A 17,551-nucleotide genomic window follows, 5' to 3' on the forward strand; every position below is an offset into this window, starting at 1 on the left:
ATGGAGTGACTGGAGTCACTATTTACAGGGATAAACGGCTCAATGTTTCTCTTGAAACTCCGAGGTAAGCAGCAAGAAGGGTTTTAGGAACCCGTTGAATTAAAGAAGGATATTTTTGAAGCAGCTGTTCGTATCTTTCTTTAATTCCCGTCGTCATCGTTGAAATGATACGTTGTTGCGCGGCAATAAATCCCATATATGCTTTCTCCAGGAAAAAATGTTCAATTTTGGGAAGGGCTGCACACAATTTTTTATAATCCTGCAGAGAAATGCATAATACTTCGGTATCCTCTACTGCCAGCAGTGACATTGTTGCCTTGGTTTGCTGATAAAAGGCCGGAAAATCTGTTTCCCACCAGTCTTCCATCGCAAAGGCTACAATATGTTCTTTTCCCGTATCATCTGTATAGACGAGCTTTAAAAGACCTTTCACCACAAAATAATTGTAGGTTACGGGTTCTCCTTCCTGTGTTAAAAACTGATGTTTTTTAAACTTTTTATACGTAAAAAAAGCAGTCATGAGTTCAAACTCCTGATCGTCCAGGGGAACAATTTTTTCAATATGAGCTCTTAACTGATCCAGCATGTCGTATAATTAAACTTCTTATTCTGATAATCAAAAGCCATTTCACGGTTTATAATATCGTCCACCTCATCAAAAGTCACCAATCCTTCTGCCTCGAAAATATGTCCATTCGGAACTTTGTAAGTATATTCGAAGATATCACGCTGATAAATCGTATGCAGTATCTCTATCTGTCCGGAACTGAGGTAAGGCTCGTGAGTTTTTAACTGACTGAATAAATTCTGTTTCAGCTCTTCTTCTTCCTCTTCATAAAACATAGAATCTTCATCAATTTCTGTCACAGCTTCCAGAAGCTGACGAAAAATAAAATCCTGAAAGTTCTTGGCCAGCACCTCACCTTCTTCTTCATCGTGAGGAATAAAACTTACCGGCACTTCACCATTATCTTCCAAATCATACTGAAAAACATATAAATCCCCTGCTCCATTTTTGGCAAACGGGACAAATTTATAATTTTCATGAATGTTTCTGTAATCATCCTCCTCCGACATCTCCTGTATGGCGGCTTCAACAAGTTGTTGATCCTTCCAGATTTCAATATCGTTTCCGAATAAGAGTAAAGGTGGTTTTTTCTTCAGTGTTGGTAATGTGGTCAGATACCAATCCGGACCGGATTCTCCCCAATCCAGCATATTATCATTATGCAGACGTTTGTAGAGGTCGGGATATTTAAAATTATATTTCTGTTCCAGTTCTTCTAAATTCATGATCATTTTATCTATTACGTTCTGAACAAATGTAGCTTTTCCCTTTTTATCGTAGAAAACTTCTGTAAAAGTTCCATTCTGTATTCCAGGATGAAAGAGAAATAGTATTTGGTTTTAAAATGTGCTGTTTCTTCAAAAATAGTCCATTTCAGAAGACTTTACAAGCTTTAAAGATTTATGGTACTGAAAACGGAAAGTTTTCACTTAGTCGAGGATGGATAGTATGTAACACTTCATAAAATCTTTGCTTGACAGACTCTTCTAAAGTTTCAGATTCATTACAATATTCATCCAGCTGACGGATAACAAAGGCCATCTGTAACCATTGTTCAAAAGTGATGTACATAGGCTCTAAGCGTTCATCATCATCGTGGTTATAAAAAAACACAAAGTTACTGCCATTCAAAAGCCAACGGTCACCCTGCCCGTTTTCTGCAAAACACCAATGATCCGGCCAATGAAAGTCTTTATTTTCATTGGCAGCTTCCACTGAATCATATATAATCGTTTCAGAAGAAATTTCTGTGCTTTTAATCTGGGTTACTATATTTTTATAGCGTTCAGAAAAAGGGAATTCAAGGGTTCTTGGAAAATTTTGTCTTTCCTTTTTTGCTTTTAAAATTTCAGTTTCAATTTCTTCAATCGTCCATATTCTCAACAACATGATCAATCATTTTTTTAAATTTATCTAATGAAATCTATTGCTTTTATTGTAATATTTTTAAAATCCTTAGGGCATCTGCATTGGCCGGATTGATCTCCAGTACTTTCTGATAATAATATCTGGCTTTATCCTTTTGTCCTGCTTTCAGATAAGCTTCTCCTAAACTGTCATATACATTCTGGCTATCCGGATATAAAAGGCTGTTCACTCTGAAAATATCTATCGACTGGTTCAGTTTATTTTGTCCGAGTAAAGCATACCCGGCATTGTTCAGATAATCTTCCGAAAGAAAATAATGGTCCGGATTTTTGCGTTTTGCACTACGGAATGCTTCTAATCCCTGATCAAAACTACCTTCTAAAATCATTTCCAAAGGTATTTTTTCTTCATCGCTCATCTTTGGGTTTTTTGACCGGATGGTTTTGTCCGGTAAAAGATTGACCATTTCAGATTTTCCGGTTTGAGGATCTTTTACAATTTCCGATGTAAAACTCCAGTTTTCCGAAGCATATGTATTTTTTCCAACCTTCAAAAGTTCCATGGGTCCGTCTAAATCATTAATTGTCAACCAAAGTTTACCATCTTTACGGTAAATTCTATTTAATCCATACTGATTGAACTGATATCTCCCTACACTGTTGCTGAAATCTTCTTCCGTCATCGGTAATGTCTTAAAGGCAGGTCCTACATAATCCGGCCATTGGTAGACCAATGCTACAGACCTGATCAGTTCTTCAATAAATTCAGGTTTATTGGTATTGATCAAAACGACAATTCCGTCGCCGTTGGTCTTATTGCCAATAAATCTGCTGGAAAAGCCTTCATTCCACCCGTTATGACTAAAATAAACCTGTTCTCCTTTTTTTTCAAGGAAAATACCCAGTCCTACTGACGGATCAATAAAAGAAGTTGTAAATTTTTCTGCCATTTTTTGACTGATGACTCTATGACTTTTATTGCTTAAAGTATTTTGAATATCAATCACAAATTTAGACAGATCTTCCGCGGTCGTCCACAATCCGGCTGCGGCCATTTCGGGATAGATATGATACTTCCCCTTCACTCTTTCTCCGCCCATAGTATAGGCTGTAGCTGCCCATTGTGATTGATTTTCCGGTAAAGGTTGCGCAAAAGTACTGTTTTTCATATCCAGAGGTCCGAGCACTTTTTCCTGCATGATGGCAGGAAAGCTTTTTCTTTCAATATCGATCAGCATCTGCTGCATCACAGAATATCCACCACCGGAATAGCGCAATGAAGTTCCCGGAAGCTGGTCAACCACAACCGGAGAAGAATTGGCAGGAGCTTCTCCCTTCAGCACCTGAATCAGTGTGGGAAGTGATTTGCCTGCTTCATAACCACCAAATCCGTGTACCGTAAAGCCCGCAGTATGGCTGAGTATATTGTAAAGCCCGATTTTTTTCTCTTGGGTTAATGTGTTTTCAGGAATCTTCCAGGAAGTCAGATAAGAATTTACATCAGCATCCGGATTTATTTTTCCGTTCTCCACTTCTTTTAGTGCAGCATAGGCACTCACGGGTTTGCTCATCGAGGCAGCCTGAAACAAAGTTTTTGTGTTTACAGGAGTTTTAGATTCTACATCTGCCAACCCATACGCTTTACTCCAGATTATTTTCGAGTTTTTAATTACAGCAATGCTTAAACCGGGAATATTATAATGTTTCATCCGCGACTCTAAGGTCCAGAGGGGATTGCCTTCAAAACGGGTAACGGGCATTAATCCTGATTCCACCCGGGAAATTTCTTTGGTTATTTCCACATTATACTGGCCGAAAGTAAAATTTCCGGCCATTCCTAAGGTCATGGCAATATATAAACGAGCTGTAGCTTTCATGGTTTGAAATTTAATGGATCAAAAATATGACTTAATAAGGAATCAAAGATGCTATTTTAATATTTTATTTATTTTTAGAACAAATATTCTAAATAAGTAATATGATTAGCATAAGTTCTATTATCTTTGCTTCCTGAAGTTTGAAGAATATTTTCCATTATTAAAAATCATTCCATTTATTTATTTCATTATTAAGGCTTTTTAATGTAACTACTCATTCATCCTTCCAACTAATCCGATAATAAAATCTACAATTATTATAAAAGAGATCTACTACTTTAAACAAAACTAATGCAAACATCCTTTTTAAAAATCACCGCAGCCACTGCTGCGCTCTGTTTCAGTACTTTTGTGCTTGCCCAGCAAACCTATTCTGTAAGCGGAACCATAAAAGATAAAAAAAATGGCGAACTCCTGATCGGGGTTGCTGTAAAAGTAAGTGAAGATCCCTCGATTAATGTCGTTGCCAATGAATATGGATTTTATTCTTTGTCATTGCCGGAAGGCAATTATACCCTGATCATTTCCAATCCTGGTTATAAAGATTTTGAACAGCAGATCAAAGTTGATCAGAATATAAAAATGGACCTTCCGCTTCTGCCACAGGAGCAGATTTCAAAATCTATTGATGAAGTGGTGATAACCGGCATTAAAAAGGATAAAAATTTAACCTCTGCCCAAATGGGAACAGAGACATTAAGCATTAAAAATATTGAAAAACTTCCTGTTTTATTCGGAGAAAAAGATGTGATGAAGACGATTCAGCTTTTACCGGGTATTAAAAGTAATGGTGAGGGAAGCAGCGGCTTCAGTGTAAGAGGTGGTGCCACCGATCAGAACCTGATCTTACTGGATGAGGCTCCTGTATATAATGCTTCGCATTTGCTTGGTTTCTTCAGCACGTTCAACAGTGATGCTTTAAAGGATGTCAGTATCATCAAGGGAAACAGCCCTGCCCAATACGGAGGGCGTCTTTCGTCTGTACTGGATGTAAAGATGAAAGACGGAAACAACCAGGATTATAACATTAATGGAGGAATCGGTCTTATCAGCAGCAGGCTAAGTGTGGAAGGTCCTATTCAAAAGGAAAAATCTTCTTTCATTGTTTCAGGGAGAAGAACGTATGCTGACTTGTTCTTAAAGACTTCCAATGATTATAAAGACAACAAATTATATTTTTATGACCTGAACCTGAAGGCCAATTACCAGCTCAATGAAAATAACCGCCTTTACCTGTCAGGATATTTCGGAAGGGACGTACTGGGATTGGGGAATACTTTCTCAACAGACTGGGGAAATACAACAGCCACTCTGAGATGGAACAGTATTATCAACAGTAAGTTGTTTTCCAACACTTCATTTATTTACAGCAACTACGATTATAAAGTCAGTCTGAAAAGTAATGACAATAATTTCGGTTTAAATTCAAAAATACAGGACTGGAACCTTAAGCAGGATTTCACATGGTTTGCAGGAAATAAACATTCCGTTCGTTTTGGTCTGCAATCTATTTATCATACGATTACACCAAGCAGCGCATCAGGAACCAGCGTGAGCAGTTTTCCTAGAAATACCAGAAAATCATGGGAAAATGCCCTGTATATTAATGATGATTTTAAAGCGACGGAAAAGCTGACCGTGAATTATGGAGCGAGGCTTTCAATGTTTAGTGTTTTAGGTGGTGACACTTTCAACACCTATAACAACGGAGTTCTTACCGACAGCCGGTATATTGAAAAAGGAAAATTTGGAAAAACCTATGTGAATATTGAGCCGAGAATTACCGCTAACTACAGAATCAATGAAGTAAGCAGCATCAAAGCAGGATATTCCCGTAATACTCAAAACCTGCATCTTTTGAGCAACTCAAGCAGTGGAAACCCTACTGATCAGTGGATTGGCAGCAGCTTAACGGTAAAGCCTGAGATCGCAGACCAGGTGAGTCTGGGGTTCAGCAGAAATTTCAACAACAACAATTATGAGGTGAATGCTGAGGTCTATTATAAATCAATGCAAAATCAGATTGATTTCAAAAACGGAGCCCAGATTACCTTTGATACGGCTGCAGATGTAGAAAGTGAATTGCTTTTCGGGAAAGGAAGAGCCTACGGACTGGAACTTATTGCTAAAAAGAAAAGCGGAAAATTAACCGGCTGGATTTCTTATACCTTATCCAAAACTGAGCGAAAAATAAACGGAATTAATGATAACCAATGGTATAATGCAAGAATGGACAAAACCCATGATCTCTCTATTGTTGCTACTTATCAGCTGAATCCCAAATGGTCTTTCTCAGGATTATTTGTTTACAGTACAGGAAATGCTGTAACCTTCCCTACCGGAAAGTATCAGTTAAACGGACAAACTGTTTTCCAATACAGCACCCGAAATGCAGACAGGATGCCGGCTTACCACAGAATGGATCTAAGTGCTACCTACGAACCTTCTTCCAATAAGCGCTTCCGCGGATCATGGACTTTCGGAATTTACAATCTGTATGGCCGTGAAAATGCATACACCATTACTTTCGAAGATAATCCGAACAATCCGGGAACTACACGTGCTATGCAGACTTCATTATTCCGTTGGGTACCAAACATCACTTACAATTTCAAATTTTAAATCATGAAAAATACTTTTTATATTATATTATCGCTGTTTTTAATGACCTCATGCCAGAAAGAAATCGACCTCGATCTTGATGATCAGAGCGGAAAAATAGTGATTGAAGGAAATGTAACGGATCAGGCAGGTCCTTACATCGTCAGAATTACCAAATCCGTAGCATTTACACAACAGAATCAGTATCCTGCCGTGGAAGGGGCACAGGTTATTTTAAGTGATAATACCGGCCAGACCGATATTTTACAGTATATGGGAAATGGCCGGTATCAAACTACAACATTTGTAGGAGCAGCAGGAAGAACCTATACATTGAAAGTACAAGCCGAAGGCCAGCAGTACACCGCTCACAGCACTATGCCACAGCCTGTAGATTTTGAAGGCCTTGCACAGGATTCTTTCCAGTTCGGAAGTAAAACGAGTTATACCCTTTTGCCTATTTTTACTGACCCGGCGGTATTAGGGAACCGTTATCTGTTTTCTTACACGATCAATAATCTGTCGAAAAAATATATTAACGTGTTTTCAGACAACCTTAATAACGGAATGCTTAACCAGCGTCCTCTCATCCTTCCCAATGATGATAATGACGGTGCAGATCATGAAGTGAAGGCCGGAGATACTATCCATGTTGAGATGCAAAGCATTGATAATAATATTTTCACTTTTTACAGTGCTCTGTTGGATATGTCGGGTCCTGGCGGTGGGGTTACTCCTGCCAACCCTCCCAGCAATATCAGCAATGGGGCTTTGGGATATTTCTCGGCTCATACACAGAGCGTACAAAGCTTTGTGATTCAATAAAAAAGTAGAAGCTATACGATACAAGGTTATTTTGGATTTTCCGAAATAACCTTTTTTATGGATAAACCGTGCAGTGTTTCAGAGCATAAAAAAGCCGCCTTCACCGGAATGAAGACGACTCACTGGAGTTGTACGAATAAATTGACTTTACAATCCTGATTCCAGTATTTTCAGGAGTTCTTTCTGCTGGATCAGATCATTTTTGCTGCTGATCAGATTATAATTGGCCTGAAGCCAGCCGTTCCGGACTACAAAAAAGGCATAGGCATCAATAAGCCCTTCCCTGTATTTTTCCTCAGATTTCTGAAATGAGAGTCTCTGATTCTCAAAATTGGAATCCAGCAGATTATATTTTTCCCGGGCATTTAAAAACTGTGCCCTGATCGAATTGATGCTTTGCGTAAGGTAATTTATGATCAGATCCCTGTCATACCGGGAACTGATAACATTCAGTTTTGCTATTTCCACATTGGTTTTCACCTGCAGCTTATTAAAAACAGGAATACTTATCCCTAAAGACAAAAAATGATTTTTGTTCTGGGCAAACTGATCCGAGAAGCTTTTGTCTGATACATTGTCTTTTCCAAGTACTTTATTGTAAAAGGTCGACCATCTGTATCTGCCGTCTAAGGTTGGTAGATAACCTGCTTTTGCAATATCTTCTCTTTTTTCCTGTGCTTTCATTTCCGCTATTGCTGCCTGATATGCAGGATTTTTCTGCAGTAATTTTTGAGTAAAATCAGGATCATTGAATTCTGCGTCGGAAAGACTTTCATCATTCATGATAAAATCCAGAGAATCATGGGTAACTGACAACGCGTTGATCAGATTAATTTTCGTCTGGTCACGTTGATTTTTAGCCGACACCCACTGCTCCTGCAATGTCCCGAGATTGGCTTTAATATCATATACATCGCTTTTAGGACGATTTCCGATCTCTACTTCCTTTTCGGTTCTCAGGATCTGATCTTTTATCCCGGAAATCTGGGTTTCCAGTACTTCAAGTAAACTTTTGCTGTTCTGGTAGGCAAAAAATTTCTGAACAACATCTAGTTTCACCTTATTCCGAGCCTGTTTAAGCTGATAGGCACTGGTTTCTTTATTCAGTCTTGAAAGCGAAATATTCAGGATATTCTTCCAGTTGAAAAGCCCCCAATCTGCCTGGGCATAGAACTGGTCATATTGTGTATTCAAAGCTTCCCTCTGATTACTGGTCTGGTTGATGGAAGATCCGAAACTGTAGTCACGTCTCACTCCTGCTTCTGCGGAAGGCAATAGCATTCCTTTTGAGCTTTTGACCAGCTGATCATTTTTTGTAACGGTCACTGTTGCCTGTTTAATCAACGGATGATAGGTTGATGCGTAGTCCAGACATTGTTGCAGGTTCCATGTTTGCTGGGCCGGAAAGAAGCCAACAAACAACAGAAAAATTAAATTTTTCATGAATACGTTCTGATTTAAAAAATTTTACATTATTGCTGTATAACCTTCTTATAAAAACATAAAAGAGATACACCGATAAAGTGTTTAGAAAACAAAAACTTTGTAATTTTGTAGCTAAATTTAAACATACTTATTACGAAGAACGATTACTCGTACTTCAGATATTTCACAAGATCTACTTTTGTGGCTTTATACGCTTTGATGCTTACAACCGCAAATGTCAATACCAGTAATAACACAAAGCTTATGACAAAAGGCCAGGCCGGCATATCAATTCTGTAGGCAAAATCTTTCAGCCATTCGTTCATCAGGAAATAACTGATCGGGATACTTATCAAAACAGCGATTACAGCGATCCAAAGAAACTGGCGGGTCAGCCCGAAAACAAGAATACGATCTGAAGCGCCTAATGTTTTTCGAATGGCTACATCTTTCAGCTTTTGCTCGATCATCAGAGAAGAAAGGGCAAAAAGTCCCAATAAAGCCACCATCAATACCATGGCATTCAGAATAGTAAACAAAGTCTGTTGTTTTTGGTACATTTCAAAAGTCTTTGCAAACTTCTGATTGAGAAAATAGTAATCAATAGGATATCCCGGCTCGGCGGAAGTCTGCCAGAATTTTTTTAGTTTTGCCACTGTTCCTTCGATATCATCAGCCTTTATTTTAACCTGAATATTGTATACATTAAATCTCTTCCAGGAAGATTGTTTGTAATGAAAAAACATGATAGGTTCTACCTGGTATTTAAGACTTCTTAGATTAAAATCTTTAACAATTCCCACAACCTTATATTTTTTCCCTTCATCAAATCCGGGCTTTATTTCACGCTGAAACATCTGTTCATCAGTCCATCCAAACTTTTTAACAAATGCCTCATTGACAATAACTGTATTCATTGTATCTGATGCCAAATGAGGATTGAGCCAGCGTCCTTTCAGTAACTTCACATCCAGAAACTGGAGGTAGTTATAATCCATAGCGCTATTTTCTGCATTGATGCTCTGTTGTTCATAATCCATATTTGAACTGCTTCTGCGTCCGGTTCCTGCAACCGATTCCCCGAAAGAAACGTCTTCTACTCCATTGATTTTCGAAATTTCAGTTTTAAGCCTTTCATATTTCAGCCAGGCTTTTGGAGTGGATTCATTGAAATTAATCATCATGATCTGATTTCCGTTAAACCCAAGGTCCTTGTTCATCATATATTTTACCTGCGTATGTACAATGAGACCTCCAATGATGAAAAATGAGGAAATAACGAGCTGTAGCGTAAGAATTCCGTTTCTGAGCCAGACACCGTGTTTGCTTCGGGAGAAATTGCCTTTCAGCGTTTCGATGGTTTTAAAATTTGAAAGATAGAAAGCAGGAATTAACCCGGATAATAAAGTAACTACAATGACCATGGTCAAAGAATACAGATAAATATGCCAGTCTTTCAGCTCTATTTCTTTGTTGAAAAATTGATTAAAAGCAGGAAGTAAAAGTTCTGTAAGTGCCAGAGACAGGAAGTAGGACAATAAACAAATGATAAACGTCTCCAGAAAAAACTGAAGCATCAGGGACAGTTTTGTTCCTCCGATCGCTTTTCTAACGCCAACTTCTTTTGCTCTCTGTGAAGCTTCAGCCGTTTTCAGGTTGATAAAATTAATGGCAGACAGGATAACAATCAGGACAGACAGGGAAAATAGGATCATAATCGTTCTGAAATCTCCTGCCCCAAACCATGATGCTTTTGCATGAAGCTTAAGTTGATCCAATGGGATCAACTGCACACTATTCGGCCCGTGAAGATCTGAAAACTGAGCTGTAGTCATTCCCGTTCCCCTGGCATCTATACTTGATCTCAGCATAAGGATATCCTTAAATTTATTTTCAAAATTCGCAGGGGCAGCTCCTTTTTTAAGCATGAAAAAACATCCGTAGTTGAAGTTATTCCATTGCTCTTTATCATGTTTGAACCCTTCCACAGGCTTGAAAACAAATTGAGGCTTAATCTGACTGTTACCTTCAGGGAGTTCATAGACCGCGGTAACGATGTAATTTTTATCATCAAATTTTAACGACTCACCGACAGCGTTGATTGTTCCGAATAATTTTATCGCAGCCTGTCTGGAAATGATAATGGAGGTATCTGATTTCAAGGCATCTTTTGCACGTCCTGAGATAATTTTAAAAGGAAAGAAGGTAAGGAAACTTTCTGATGAAGTAAAACCTCCCTGCTGAAAGGTTGTCGTATATTTTGTGGTCATCTTGACGCCTATGTCCGAACCGTTAAAAATAACAAAATCCTGCACTTCCGGAATGGTCTTCAATGCATTAAAGGCAAGTGGGTAAGAGATATTATCCCCGTAAAAATTTGTTCTTTTATAGAAGGACTGAAAAGCATAGATCTGATCTTTTTTCGGATTCCATTTTTCATAAGATTCCTCATCATTCCAATGCATCAGGATCAGCATAAATCCTGTAAGGCCTATGGTAAGCCCGAACAGATTGATCAGGGTAGACAACCCGTTCTTTTTATAATTGATGAAGGCGATTGTAAGCCAGTTGGTCAGCATAATGGTAGTATTACAGTTAATGATAGGTAACGAAACGATTCAGAACTATTCAAATGCTCCCGCATCGGCTTTTGCAAATACATCTTTTCGCCGGGAAGCATATTCTTCATTAAAAATTTGTCCGTCTTTCATATTGATAATCCTTGATGCAAAGCCTGCGTCGTACGAGGAATGGGTCACCATCACAATCGTGGAACCTTCTCTGTGAAGCTCTGCCAGGAGATTCATGACTTCATTCCCGTTGGAACTGTCCAGATTTCCTGTCGGTTCATCGGCAAGGATCAGCCTGGGTTTTGTAACTAAAGCTCTTGCAACCGCTGCTCTTTGCTGCTGTCCTCCTGACAGTTGTTGAGGATAATGTTTGGCCCGGTGAGCAATATTGATCTTTTCCATGATTTCTCCTACTCTTCTTTTTCTTTCCGAAGAAGAAATTCCGTTGTAAATCAGGGGAAGTTCAATATTTTCATAAACGGTTAATTCATCAATCAGATTAAAGTTCTGAAAAATAAATCCGATATACTTTTTTCGGATTTCCGATTTCCTTTTTTCACTTAATCCTATCATTTGGGTTTCTTCAAATTGATATGATCCCATTGAAGCGGTATCCAGCAGTCCCAGAATATTAAGAAAAGTGGATTTTCCGCAACCTGAAGGCCCCATTATGGCCAGGAACTCTCCTTCTTTAATGCTCAGACTGACTTCATGCAGTGCGTGCGTCTGCACATCTTCTGCTGTATAAATTTTTGAAAGTTTATCTATATTGATCATGGTAATATCTATTGAATGTTATCATTGATTATACTTTTTTATGGTAATAATAAAAGGTTAAAAATATTCATCTTTTTACTTTTTAATATCAAGAATTTCATATTTCTTCAGGTCAGAATAGTCTGATGTAATCACTTTTTCTCCGGTCTTTAATCCTGAAACGACTTCATAATACAACGGATTTTCTCTTCCAAGGCTGATGTTTCGTTTCCCGGCTTTATTTGCATTGACTACAAAGATCCATTTTCCATTGGTTTCTTTGAAAAAATTTCCTTTGGGAATCATTCTACTTTGTGTATCTGCAGAGAGTTTTAATTTCAGGCCGAAAGTCATTCCTATCTTCAGGTTCTCCGGCTTTTCTCCGGTAAAGTTAAGTTCTATCAGAAACTGCCCGTCCTTCACTTCCGGCAAAATTTTGGTAATGACCACTTCATAATGCTTTTGTTCATTATCAAGGGTTCCTTTGATTCCGTTCAGAAGTTTATTGATATAATATTCATCTACTTTTGCGACCAGTTTGTACCCGCCCATCAGATCTATTTTCCCAATACTTTGTCCGGTCGTCAGGTTTTCACCTAATGAAATGGCAAATGATGAAAGCCTTCCCGAAGCCGGCGCTATAATCAGGAAATTGTTTTTGTTGGAACGTAAAATCTGCAGACTTTTCTCCATCTGCCCTATTGAACTGTTGATCACTGACATTTGGGAAGCGCGTGAATTTTTTTCTGTTGAAAAACCTTTTTCGATGATGGATTTCCGCTGTTTCTGATAGGCAAGGTTCTGCACACTGACATCATACTCTGTCTTTTTTCCGATCTCTGCATCATAAAGTCTTTTTTGAAGATTAAAATTCTGAAGTGCCGTATTGTAATCATTCTGCGCCTGCAGCAAATCCTTGTCCTGGATCAGTTCCTGGTTTTTGAGTTCCAGAAGTGTGGTTCTCATCTGGCTGATCTGTTGCATAATTCCTGTTTCCTGATTCATATAGCTGAACTCTGTGTTAGGATTGTATACCCTTGCGATGGGCACTCCCTTAGTGAGCATTTGTCCGTCTTCTGCAAAAACCTCCTTGACGACTCCACCTTCCAAAACATTCACCAGTGAAGAATTAAGAGATTGAGTCTGGGCCGTCACCATCAGCATATCTTCAAATTTTCCTTGCGTCACCTCATCAATCTGGATGCTCTCAGAAGAAACATTATACGTTTTTTTCTGTCGGGTAAAATACAGGCCGAAAACCCATATAACCAACAATAGGATTAATCCGGCTAAAACAAATTTTAATTTCGATTTCTTTTTTACTATTTTCGTATCCATATTAAAGATAACTCATTTTGTTACAATAGATTACACAAGACAGATACCAGGAAAATATAAATCTGTAAGTCCTTGAAAATCTGGAATAATGTTTTTATCAATAAGCAAGTAACTGTTCATTATCGGACACTTTTTGTACGAAAACGGACACTTTTAATACATTCAATAGACTAGCATGCGAAAAAAAGAAGCCCATATCCTGATTGTTGATGATGATGAAGATATTTTGTTCTCCGCAAGAGTGTGGCTGAAAAAGTTCTTTACGGAGGTCAGTTGCCTGAGCAAACCTTCTGAAATACTACAATTCATGGCAAGACATCAGGTAGACGCCGTCGTTTTGGACATGAACTTCAGAAAAGGGTTTGAGAGCGGACAGGACGGCTTGTACTGGATGCACGAAATCAAAACACTGGAGCCCCAACTTCCCATTATTCTGATGACGGCTTATGGCGAAGTGGAACTGGCAGTGGAAGCCTTAAAGACAGGAGCCTCAGACTTTATCCTTAAACCGTGGAATAATGAAAAATTGTATGCTTCCGTGAATCTGGCTGTAGATATCTCCCGGAAAAACAGAAAGCTCAACCAGTGGGAAAATGTGAGCCAGAAAAGCAAACAATACCAGCTGGAAAGCCATTCGCCACGAATGCAGCAAGTGCTTGAACAAATTAAAAAGGTAGCTCCTACAGATGCCAATGTCCTGTTGTTGGGAGAAAATGGTACGGGAAAATATGTACTGGCAGAATCTATTCATGAACAATCGGAAAGGAAAAACCAGCCTTTTGTACATATTGACCTGGGAAGTATTTCGGAAAGTCTTTTTGAATCTGAATTGTTCGGATATAAAAAAGGGGCCTTCACAGACGCGTATCAGGACTATGCCGGTAAAATTGAAAATGCCCAGAATGGAACCGTCTTTCTTGATGAAATCGGAAACCTGCCTCTTCAGCTCCAGACCAAATTATTGAGCCTGATTCAAAACAGAAAGCTCTCAAGACTGGGAGAGTCAAAAGAACGGATGCTGGATGTCCGGTTTATTTTTGCGACCAATGAAAATCTTAAAAAAGCCGTTGCTGAAAACCGTTTCCGTCAGGATTTATATTACAGGATCAATACGGTGGAAATTCAGATACCGGCCTTAAGGGAAAGGCAGGAAGATATCGGATTACTGGCACAATACTTTCTGGACAGGTACAAACACAAGTATCATAAGCCAGATCTGCAACTTACCGATGAATCAGTCGCCAGCCTTACCCACTTCCCATGGCCCGGAAACATCCGGGAGCTTGATCACTGCCTGGAAAGAAGCATTATTCTGTCCGGTGACAGCAAGCTTCAGCTGCTTATCCCTCAACTGGAAGAAATGGAAAATACGGTCTTCAATCTTAATATTGAAGAAATGGAAGAAGTACTGATCAGAAAGGCTTTAAAAAAACATACGGGAAATATTTCTTTAGCGGCAGAAGATCTGGGGCTTTCACGGGCAGCACTGTATCGCAGAATGGAAAAATTTGGTTTATAAATGGAGCTTAAGCTGTACGGAGCATTATCAATACTAAAAAAGACTCATGAAAAACAGAAAATATAGGTGGCTGCTGTACAATCTGCTTGCCATGGTGAGTGGAATAACTGCTTATCATTTTTATTCAGAAGGGAAATGGTTCAATGCCTTTGTGTTCAGCGGGCTGGCTATCGCTTTTATTGCTTTGATGTACTCGTCAGTACATGCCCAGGCTTCTAAAACAGAAAAAGTAATCTCTTCTATCCGGAGAAAAGATTTTTCATTATTTCCTGGAAAAGAAGAAGGAAAAACTCTTCTGAATAGCAGCATCGAGCTTTATTATCAATGTAAGGATGAACAGCTGTCTTTATCTTCGTATAAGCTTCTCTACGAAAGCATCCTCGACCATATGGAAACAGGGCTCATGATCCTTTCGGACGAAAATGAAAACTGGGAAGTGTTCTACGTAAATGAAGCTTTTCTTAACAGCTTACGAATCCCCAAATACAACAAATGGGACCTGTATGCATCGAAAGTACCTGAGTTTTATAATATTATTGAGAATACCGGTTACAACAGTTCACAGGAATTTTTCGATATTTCTGTTCAGGGCAATTCCAAGCAGTCTTTTTCATTACGAACCAAACAGGTGAAAAACCCTCAGCATCGCTTTTATATCATCACATTGGAATCTGTGCAGAAAATCATTGAACAAAAAGAGAAACTCGCATGGCATAACCTGATGAAGGTGATTTCTCACGAGCTTCTCAATACACTTACTCCGGTCAACAGCCTGATTCAAAACCTTGAATACATCAGCAACCAGGAAACGGTAAGCAAAGATGATCAGGAAGAAATGAAAGAAAGCCTGATGATCATTAATTCCAAATCAAAACAGCTCCTGAGCTTTGTGGATGATTACCGGCAGGTCGCCGAATTACCCAAACCTGTACTGGCTTCCGTCTCATTGAAAAAGGTGATTGAATCTGCAATTATTTTTTTAAAACCTGAATTTGAAAAACAAAAAATATTTGTCAGTACAGAAATAGACGATTTCAGGGTATCTGCGGATGAGAAAATGATAGAACGCAGCCTGATTAATCTTTATCTGAATGCCATATATGCCGTCTCTGAAACGGAGGATAAAGTGATCAAAACAATAGTAAGATCGCATAACAAACGGATTATTATCAGTATCATTGATAGTGGTAGCGGTATCACTTCCGAAATTAAAGACAAAATTTTCCTTCCTTTTTTCACGACAAGGGCCAATGGCTCCGGAATAGGATTGACACTTACAAAAAGTATCATGGAAGCTCATGGCGGCTATCTCAATTATCAGGCCCGGGAAAAGGGAAGCAACTTTGAGTTATGGTTTTTAGAATAACTCAATAATCAGCTGCAATTTTAAGTCTCCATTTTATTCTATTAAGCTTATTCTGTCAAAGATTTCTTTCTTGGATCTTTCAAATATTTCGCCTCCAAATTCTTCATTATCCAGAGAAAACAAACTGATATCCTTTACTCCCATGATCCCAAAAATAAACTTCAGATAAGTGGTCTGAAAATTCATGTGTTCATTTTTCTCTCCTTCTCCATAGCCTGTATCTCCCCTGCTTGATAATACAAAAAGTTTTTTATTTTCGAGCAGACCGACATAGTCGCCATCGGGAACTCCCGACCTGAATTTCCAGGTTTTATTAAATCTCATTATCTGATCAATATATGCCTTTAATCCGCTGGGAAGAGACCAGTTATACATGGGTGTTGCAATTACATAGATGTCATGTTCGTGCAGCTCGGCAACAAGTTCATCACTTAATTTCAATGCTTTGCGACTGGCTTCATTTCTGTCTGCCGGTTTAATGAAAGCGCCGGCGATCCAGGATTCATCAATACCGGGAATGGGCTGAGTTCCTACTTCGCGATAGGTAAATACATCTGTTGGATGTTTTGATTTCCGGTTCTCTACAAAAAGCTGTGACAACTTTCGGCTGTAAGATCTCTCATTTCTGACACTTGCGTTGATGATCAATACTTTTTTCATATGCTTCGTTATTATGATGAAGCAAAATTCCTAATTATTTAAGGCTAAAAAATTGATCTAGTTCAAGAGGATTTATTTTTTTTTCTCAATCTGCTGATCAACTCGGCAGACACTCCAAGGTAGGAAGCGATCAGATATTGAGGAACTCTGGCAGCGATATCCGGATATTTTTTCAGAAAATCAAAATACCTGTATTCCGCATCATAGATATTGTTGTAAATGATCCTTTTCTGCAGTACTCCGAGATAACCTTCGAGAATAAGGCGAAAATAGCGTTCCAATCGCGGAATTCTGAGCAAAAGCTTTTGAAATGAATGATAGCTAATTTGTAATACAGTTGTTTTCTCAAGAGCTTGAATATTATAAACAGAAACTCTCTGTTTAGAAAAACTATCGATATCACTGGCCCACCAGTCATCTATTGAGAAATAAAGAATTTCTTCGTTTCCGTTTTCAGCATTGATGTAAAATGCCTTTAATAAACCTGAAACCACATAATTATCATAGCGGCAGACATTCCCGTTCCTTAAAAGGTACTCTCCTTTCTCCAATGTTTTTTCCGTCCAGAAACTTTTAAAAATTTCAACCTCTTCCTCTGTTAAGGTAATATATCTGGAAATATTCTTGAGTAAAGCATTTTCTTTCATACAAGTTGGAGCGATTATCGTTACGGACAAAT

Annotated in this window: 14 protein-coding genes; 4 read left to right on the forward strand and 10 right to left on the reverse strand. The window is 38.6% G+C overall.

Going from position 1 to position 17,551, the window contains the following annotated elements; genetic code table 11:
• Nucleotides 1-22 precede the first annotated feature (22 nt).
• The 4 genes from M030_RS0105995 to M030_RS24890 form a co-directional block, all read right to left on the reverse strand.
• Nucleotides 23-586 (reverse strand): Crp/Fnr family transcriptional regulator, encoded by a 564-nt coding sequence (locus M030_RS0105995; protein WP_027372664.1) that lies wholly within the window; start codon nt 584-586, stop codon nt 23-25.
• A complete protein-coding gene (locus M030_RS0106000) occupies nt 571-1,293 on the reverse strand; it encodes an SMI1/KNR4 family protein (protein ID WP_027372665.1) in 723 nt (240 codons plus the stop codon). Before M030_RS0106000 ends, M030_RS0105995 begins: the two co-directional genes overlap by 16 nt.
• 175 nt (nt 1,294-1,468) lie before the next feature.
• The gene (locus tag M030_RS0106005) at nt 1,469-1,957 is read right to left on the reverse strand and encodes an SMI1/KNR4 family protein (RefSeq protein WP_027372666.1); all 489 of its coding nucleotides are present in this window, start codon (nt 1,955-1,957) and stop codon (nt 1,469-1,471) included.
• A gap of 43 nt (nt 1,958-2,000) precedes the next feature.
• The gene (locus tag M030_RS24890; RefSeq protein ID WP_051584917.1) at nt 2,001-3,812 is read right to left on the reverse strand and encodes a serine hydrolase; all 1,812 of its coding nucleotides are present in this window, start codon (nt 3,810-3,812) and stop codon (nt 2,001-2,003) included.
• Nucleotides 3,813-4,103: 291 nt separating this feature from the next.
• On the opposite strand from M030_RS24890, the gene M030_RS0106015 reads away from it, so the two are divergent.
• A complete protein-coding gene (locus M030_RS0106015; protein ID WP_027372667.1) occupies nt 4,104-6,434 on the forward strand; it encodes a TonB-dependent receptor in 2,331 nt (776 codons plus the stop codon).
• Nucleotides 6,435-6,437: 3 nt separating this feature from the next.
• Complete coding sequence (locus M030_RS0106020; RefSeq protein WP_027372668.1) at nt 6,438-7,238, forward strand: DUF4249 domain-containing protein; 801 nt, start codon at nt 6,438-6,440, stop codon at nt 7,236-7,238.
• Nucleotides 7,239-7,385: 147 nt separating this feature from the next.
• Here M030_RS0106020 and M030_RS0106025 read toward each other — a convergent pair whose 3' ends face one another.
• The 4 genes from M030_RS0106025 to M030_RS0106040 form a co-directional block, all read right to left on the reverse strand.
• Complete coding sequence (locus tag M030_RS0106025) at nt 7,386-8,681, reverse strand: TolC family protein (RefSeq protein WP_027372669.1); 1,296 nt, start codon at nt 8,679-8,681, stop codon at nt 7,386-7,388.
• 146 nt (nt 8,682-8,827) lie between these two features.
• Complete coding sequence (locus M030_RS0106030) at nt 8,828-11,242, reverse strand: ABC transporter permease (protein ID WP_027372670.1); 2,415 nt, start codon at nt 11,240-11,242, stop codon at nt 8,828-8,830.
• 45 nt (nt 11,243-11,287) lie between these two features.
• Complete coding sequence (locus tag M030_RS0106035) at nt 11,288-12,010, reverse strand: ABC transporter ATP-binding protein (RefSeq protein WP_027372671.1); 723 nt, start codon at nt 12,008-12,010, stop codon at nt 11,288-11,290.
• 75 nt (nt 12,011-12,085) lie between these two features.
• A complete protein-coding gene (locus tag M030_RS0106040) occupies nt 12,086-13,327 on the reverse strand; it encodes an efflux RND transporter periplasmic adaptor subunit (protein WP_027372672.1) in 1,242 nt (413 codons plus the stop codon).
• 175 nt (nt 13,328-13,502) lie between these two features.
• On the opposite strand from M030_RS0106040, the gene M030_RS0106045 reads away from it, so the two are divergent.
• The gene (locus M030_RS0106045) at nt 13,503-14,846 is read left to right on the forward strand and encodes a sigma-54-dependent transcriptional regulator (RefSeq protein WP_027372673.1); all 1,344 of its coding nucleotides are present in this window, start codon (nt 13,503-13,505) and stop codon (nt 14,844-14,846) included.
• Between the two features lie 46 nt (nt 14,847-14,892).
• Entirely contained in the window at nt 14,893-16,212 is a 1,320-nt protein-coding gene (locus M030_RS0106050; protein ID WP_027372674.1) for a sensor histidine kinase, read from the forward strand.
• A 33-nt stretch (nt 16,213-16,245) separates the two neighbouring features.
• On the opposite strand, the gene M030_RS0106055 is transcribed toward M030_RS0106050, so the two are convergent.
• Both M030_RS0106055 and M030_RS0106060 read right to left on the reverse strand, forming a co-directional pair.
• On the reverse strand, nt 16,246-16,872 hold the full coding sequence (locus M030_RS0106055) for an FMN-dependent NADH-azoreductase (protein WP_027372675.1): 627 nt from the start codon (nt 16,870-16,872) through the stop codon (nt 16,246-16,248).
• 62 nt (nt 16,873-16,934) lie between these two features.
• Nucleotides 16,935-17,519: a Crp/Fnr family transcriptional regulator gene (locus tag M030_RS0106060; protein ID WP_027372676.1), complete on the reverse strand. Its 585-nt coding sequence runs from the start codon at nt 17,517-17,519 to the stop codon at nt 16,935-16,937.
• Nucleotides 17,520-17,551 lie beyond the last annotated feature (32 nt).

Origin of the sequence: Chryseobacterium sp. UNC8MFCol (assembly GCF_000482305.1) — a bacterium.
Classification (GTDB): Bacteria; Bacteroidota; Bacteroidia; order Flavobacteriales; family Weeksellaceae; genus Chryseobacterium; species Chryseobacterium indologenes.

Coding starts and splice junctions, on each gene's coding strand:
- M030_RS0105995 (WP_027372664.1), bottom strand. CDS start 586: ATGCTGGATCAGTTAAGAGCTCATATTGAAAAAATTGTTCCCCTGGAC.
- M030_RS0106000 (WP_027372665.1), bottom strand. CDS start 1,293: ATGAATTTAGAAGAACTGGAACAGAAATATAATTTTAAATATCCCGAC.
- M030_RS0106005 (WP_027372666.1), bottom strand. CDS start 1,957: ATGTTGTTGAGAATATGGACGATTGAAGAAATTGAAACTGAAATTTTA.
- M030_RS24890 (WP_051584917.1), bottom strand. CDS start 3,812: ATGAAAGCTACAGCTCGTTTATATATTGCCATGACCTTAGGAATGGCC.
- M030_RS0106015 (WP_027372667.1), top strand. CDS start 4,104: ATGCAAACATCCTTTTTAAAAATCACCGCAGCCACTGCTGCGCTCTGT.
- M030_RS0106020 (WP_027372668.1), top strand. CDS start 6,438: ATGAAAAATACTTTTTATATTATATTATCGCTGTTTTTAATGACCTCA.
- M030_RS0106025 (WP_027372669.1), bottom strand. CDS start 8,681: ATGAAAAATTTAATTTTTCTGTTGTTTGTTGGCTTCTTTCCGGCCCAG.
- M030_RS0106030 (WP_027372670.1), bottom strand. CDS start 11,242: ATGCTGACCAACTGGCTTACAATCGCCTTCATCAATTATAAAAAGAAC.
- M030_RS0106035 (WP_027372671.1), bottom strand. CDS start 12,010: ATGATCAATATAGATAAACTTTCAAAAATTTATACAGCAGAAGATGTG.
- M030_RS0106040 (WP_027372672.1), bottom strand. CDS start 13,327: ATGGATACGAAAATAGTAAAAAAGAAATCGAAATTAAAATTTGTTTTA.
- M030_RS0106045 (WP_027372673.1), top strand. CDS start 13,503: ATGCGAAAAAAAGAAGCCCATATCCTGATTGTTGATGATGATGAAGAT.
- M030_RS0106050 (WP_027372674.1), top strand. CDS start 14,893: ATGAAAAACAGAAAATATAGGTGGCTGCTGTACAATCTGCTTGCCATG.
- M030_RS0106055 (WP_027372675.1), bottom strand. CDS start 16,872: ATGAAAAAAGTATTGATCATCAACGCAAGTGTCAGAAATGAGAGATCT.
- M030_RS0106060 (WP_027372676.1), bottom strand. CDS start 17,519: ATGAAAGAAAATGCTTTACTCAAGAATATTTCCAGATATATTACCTTA.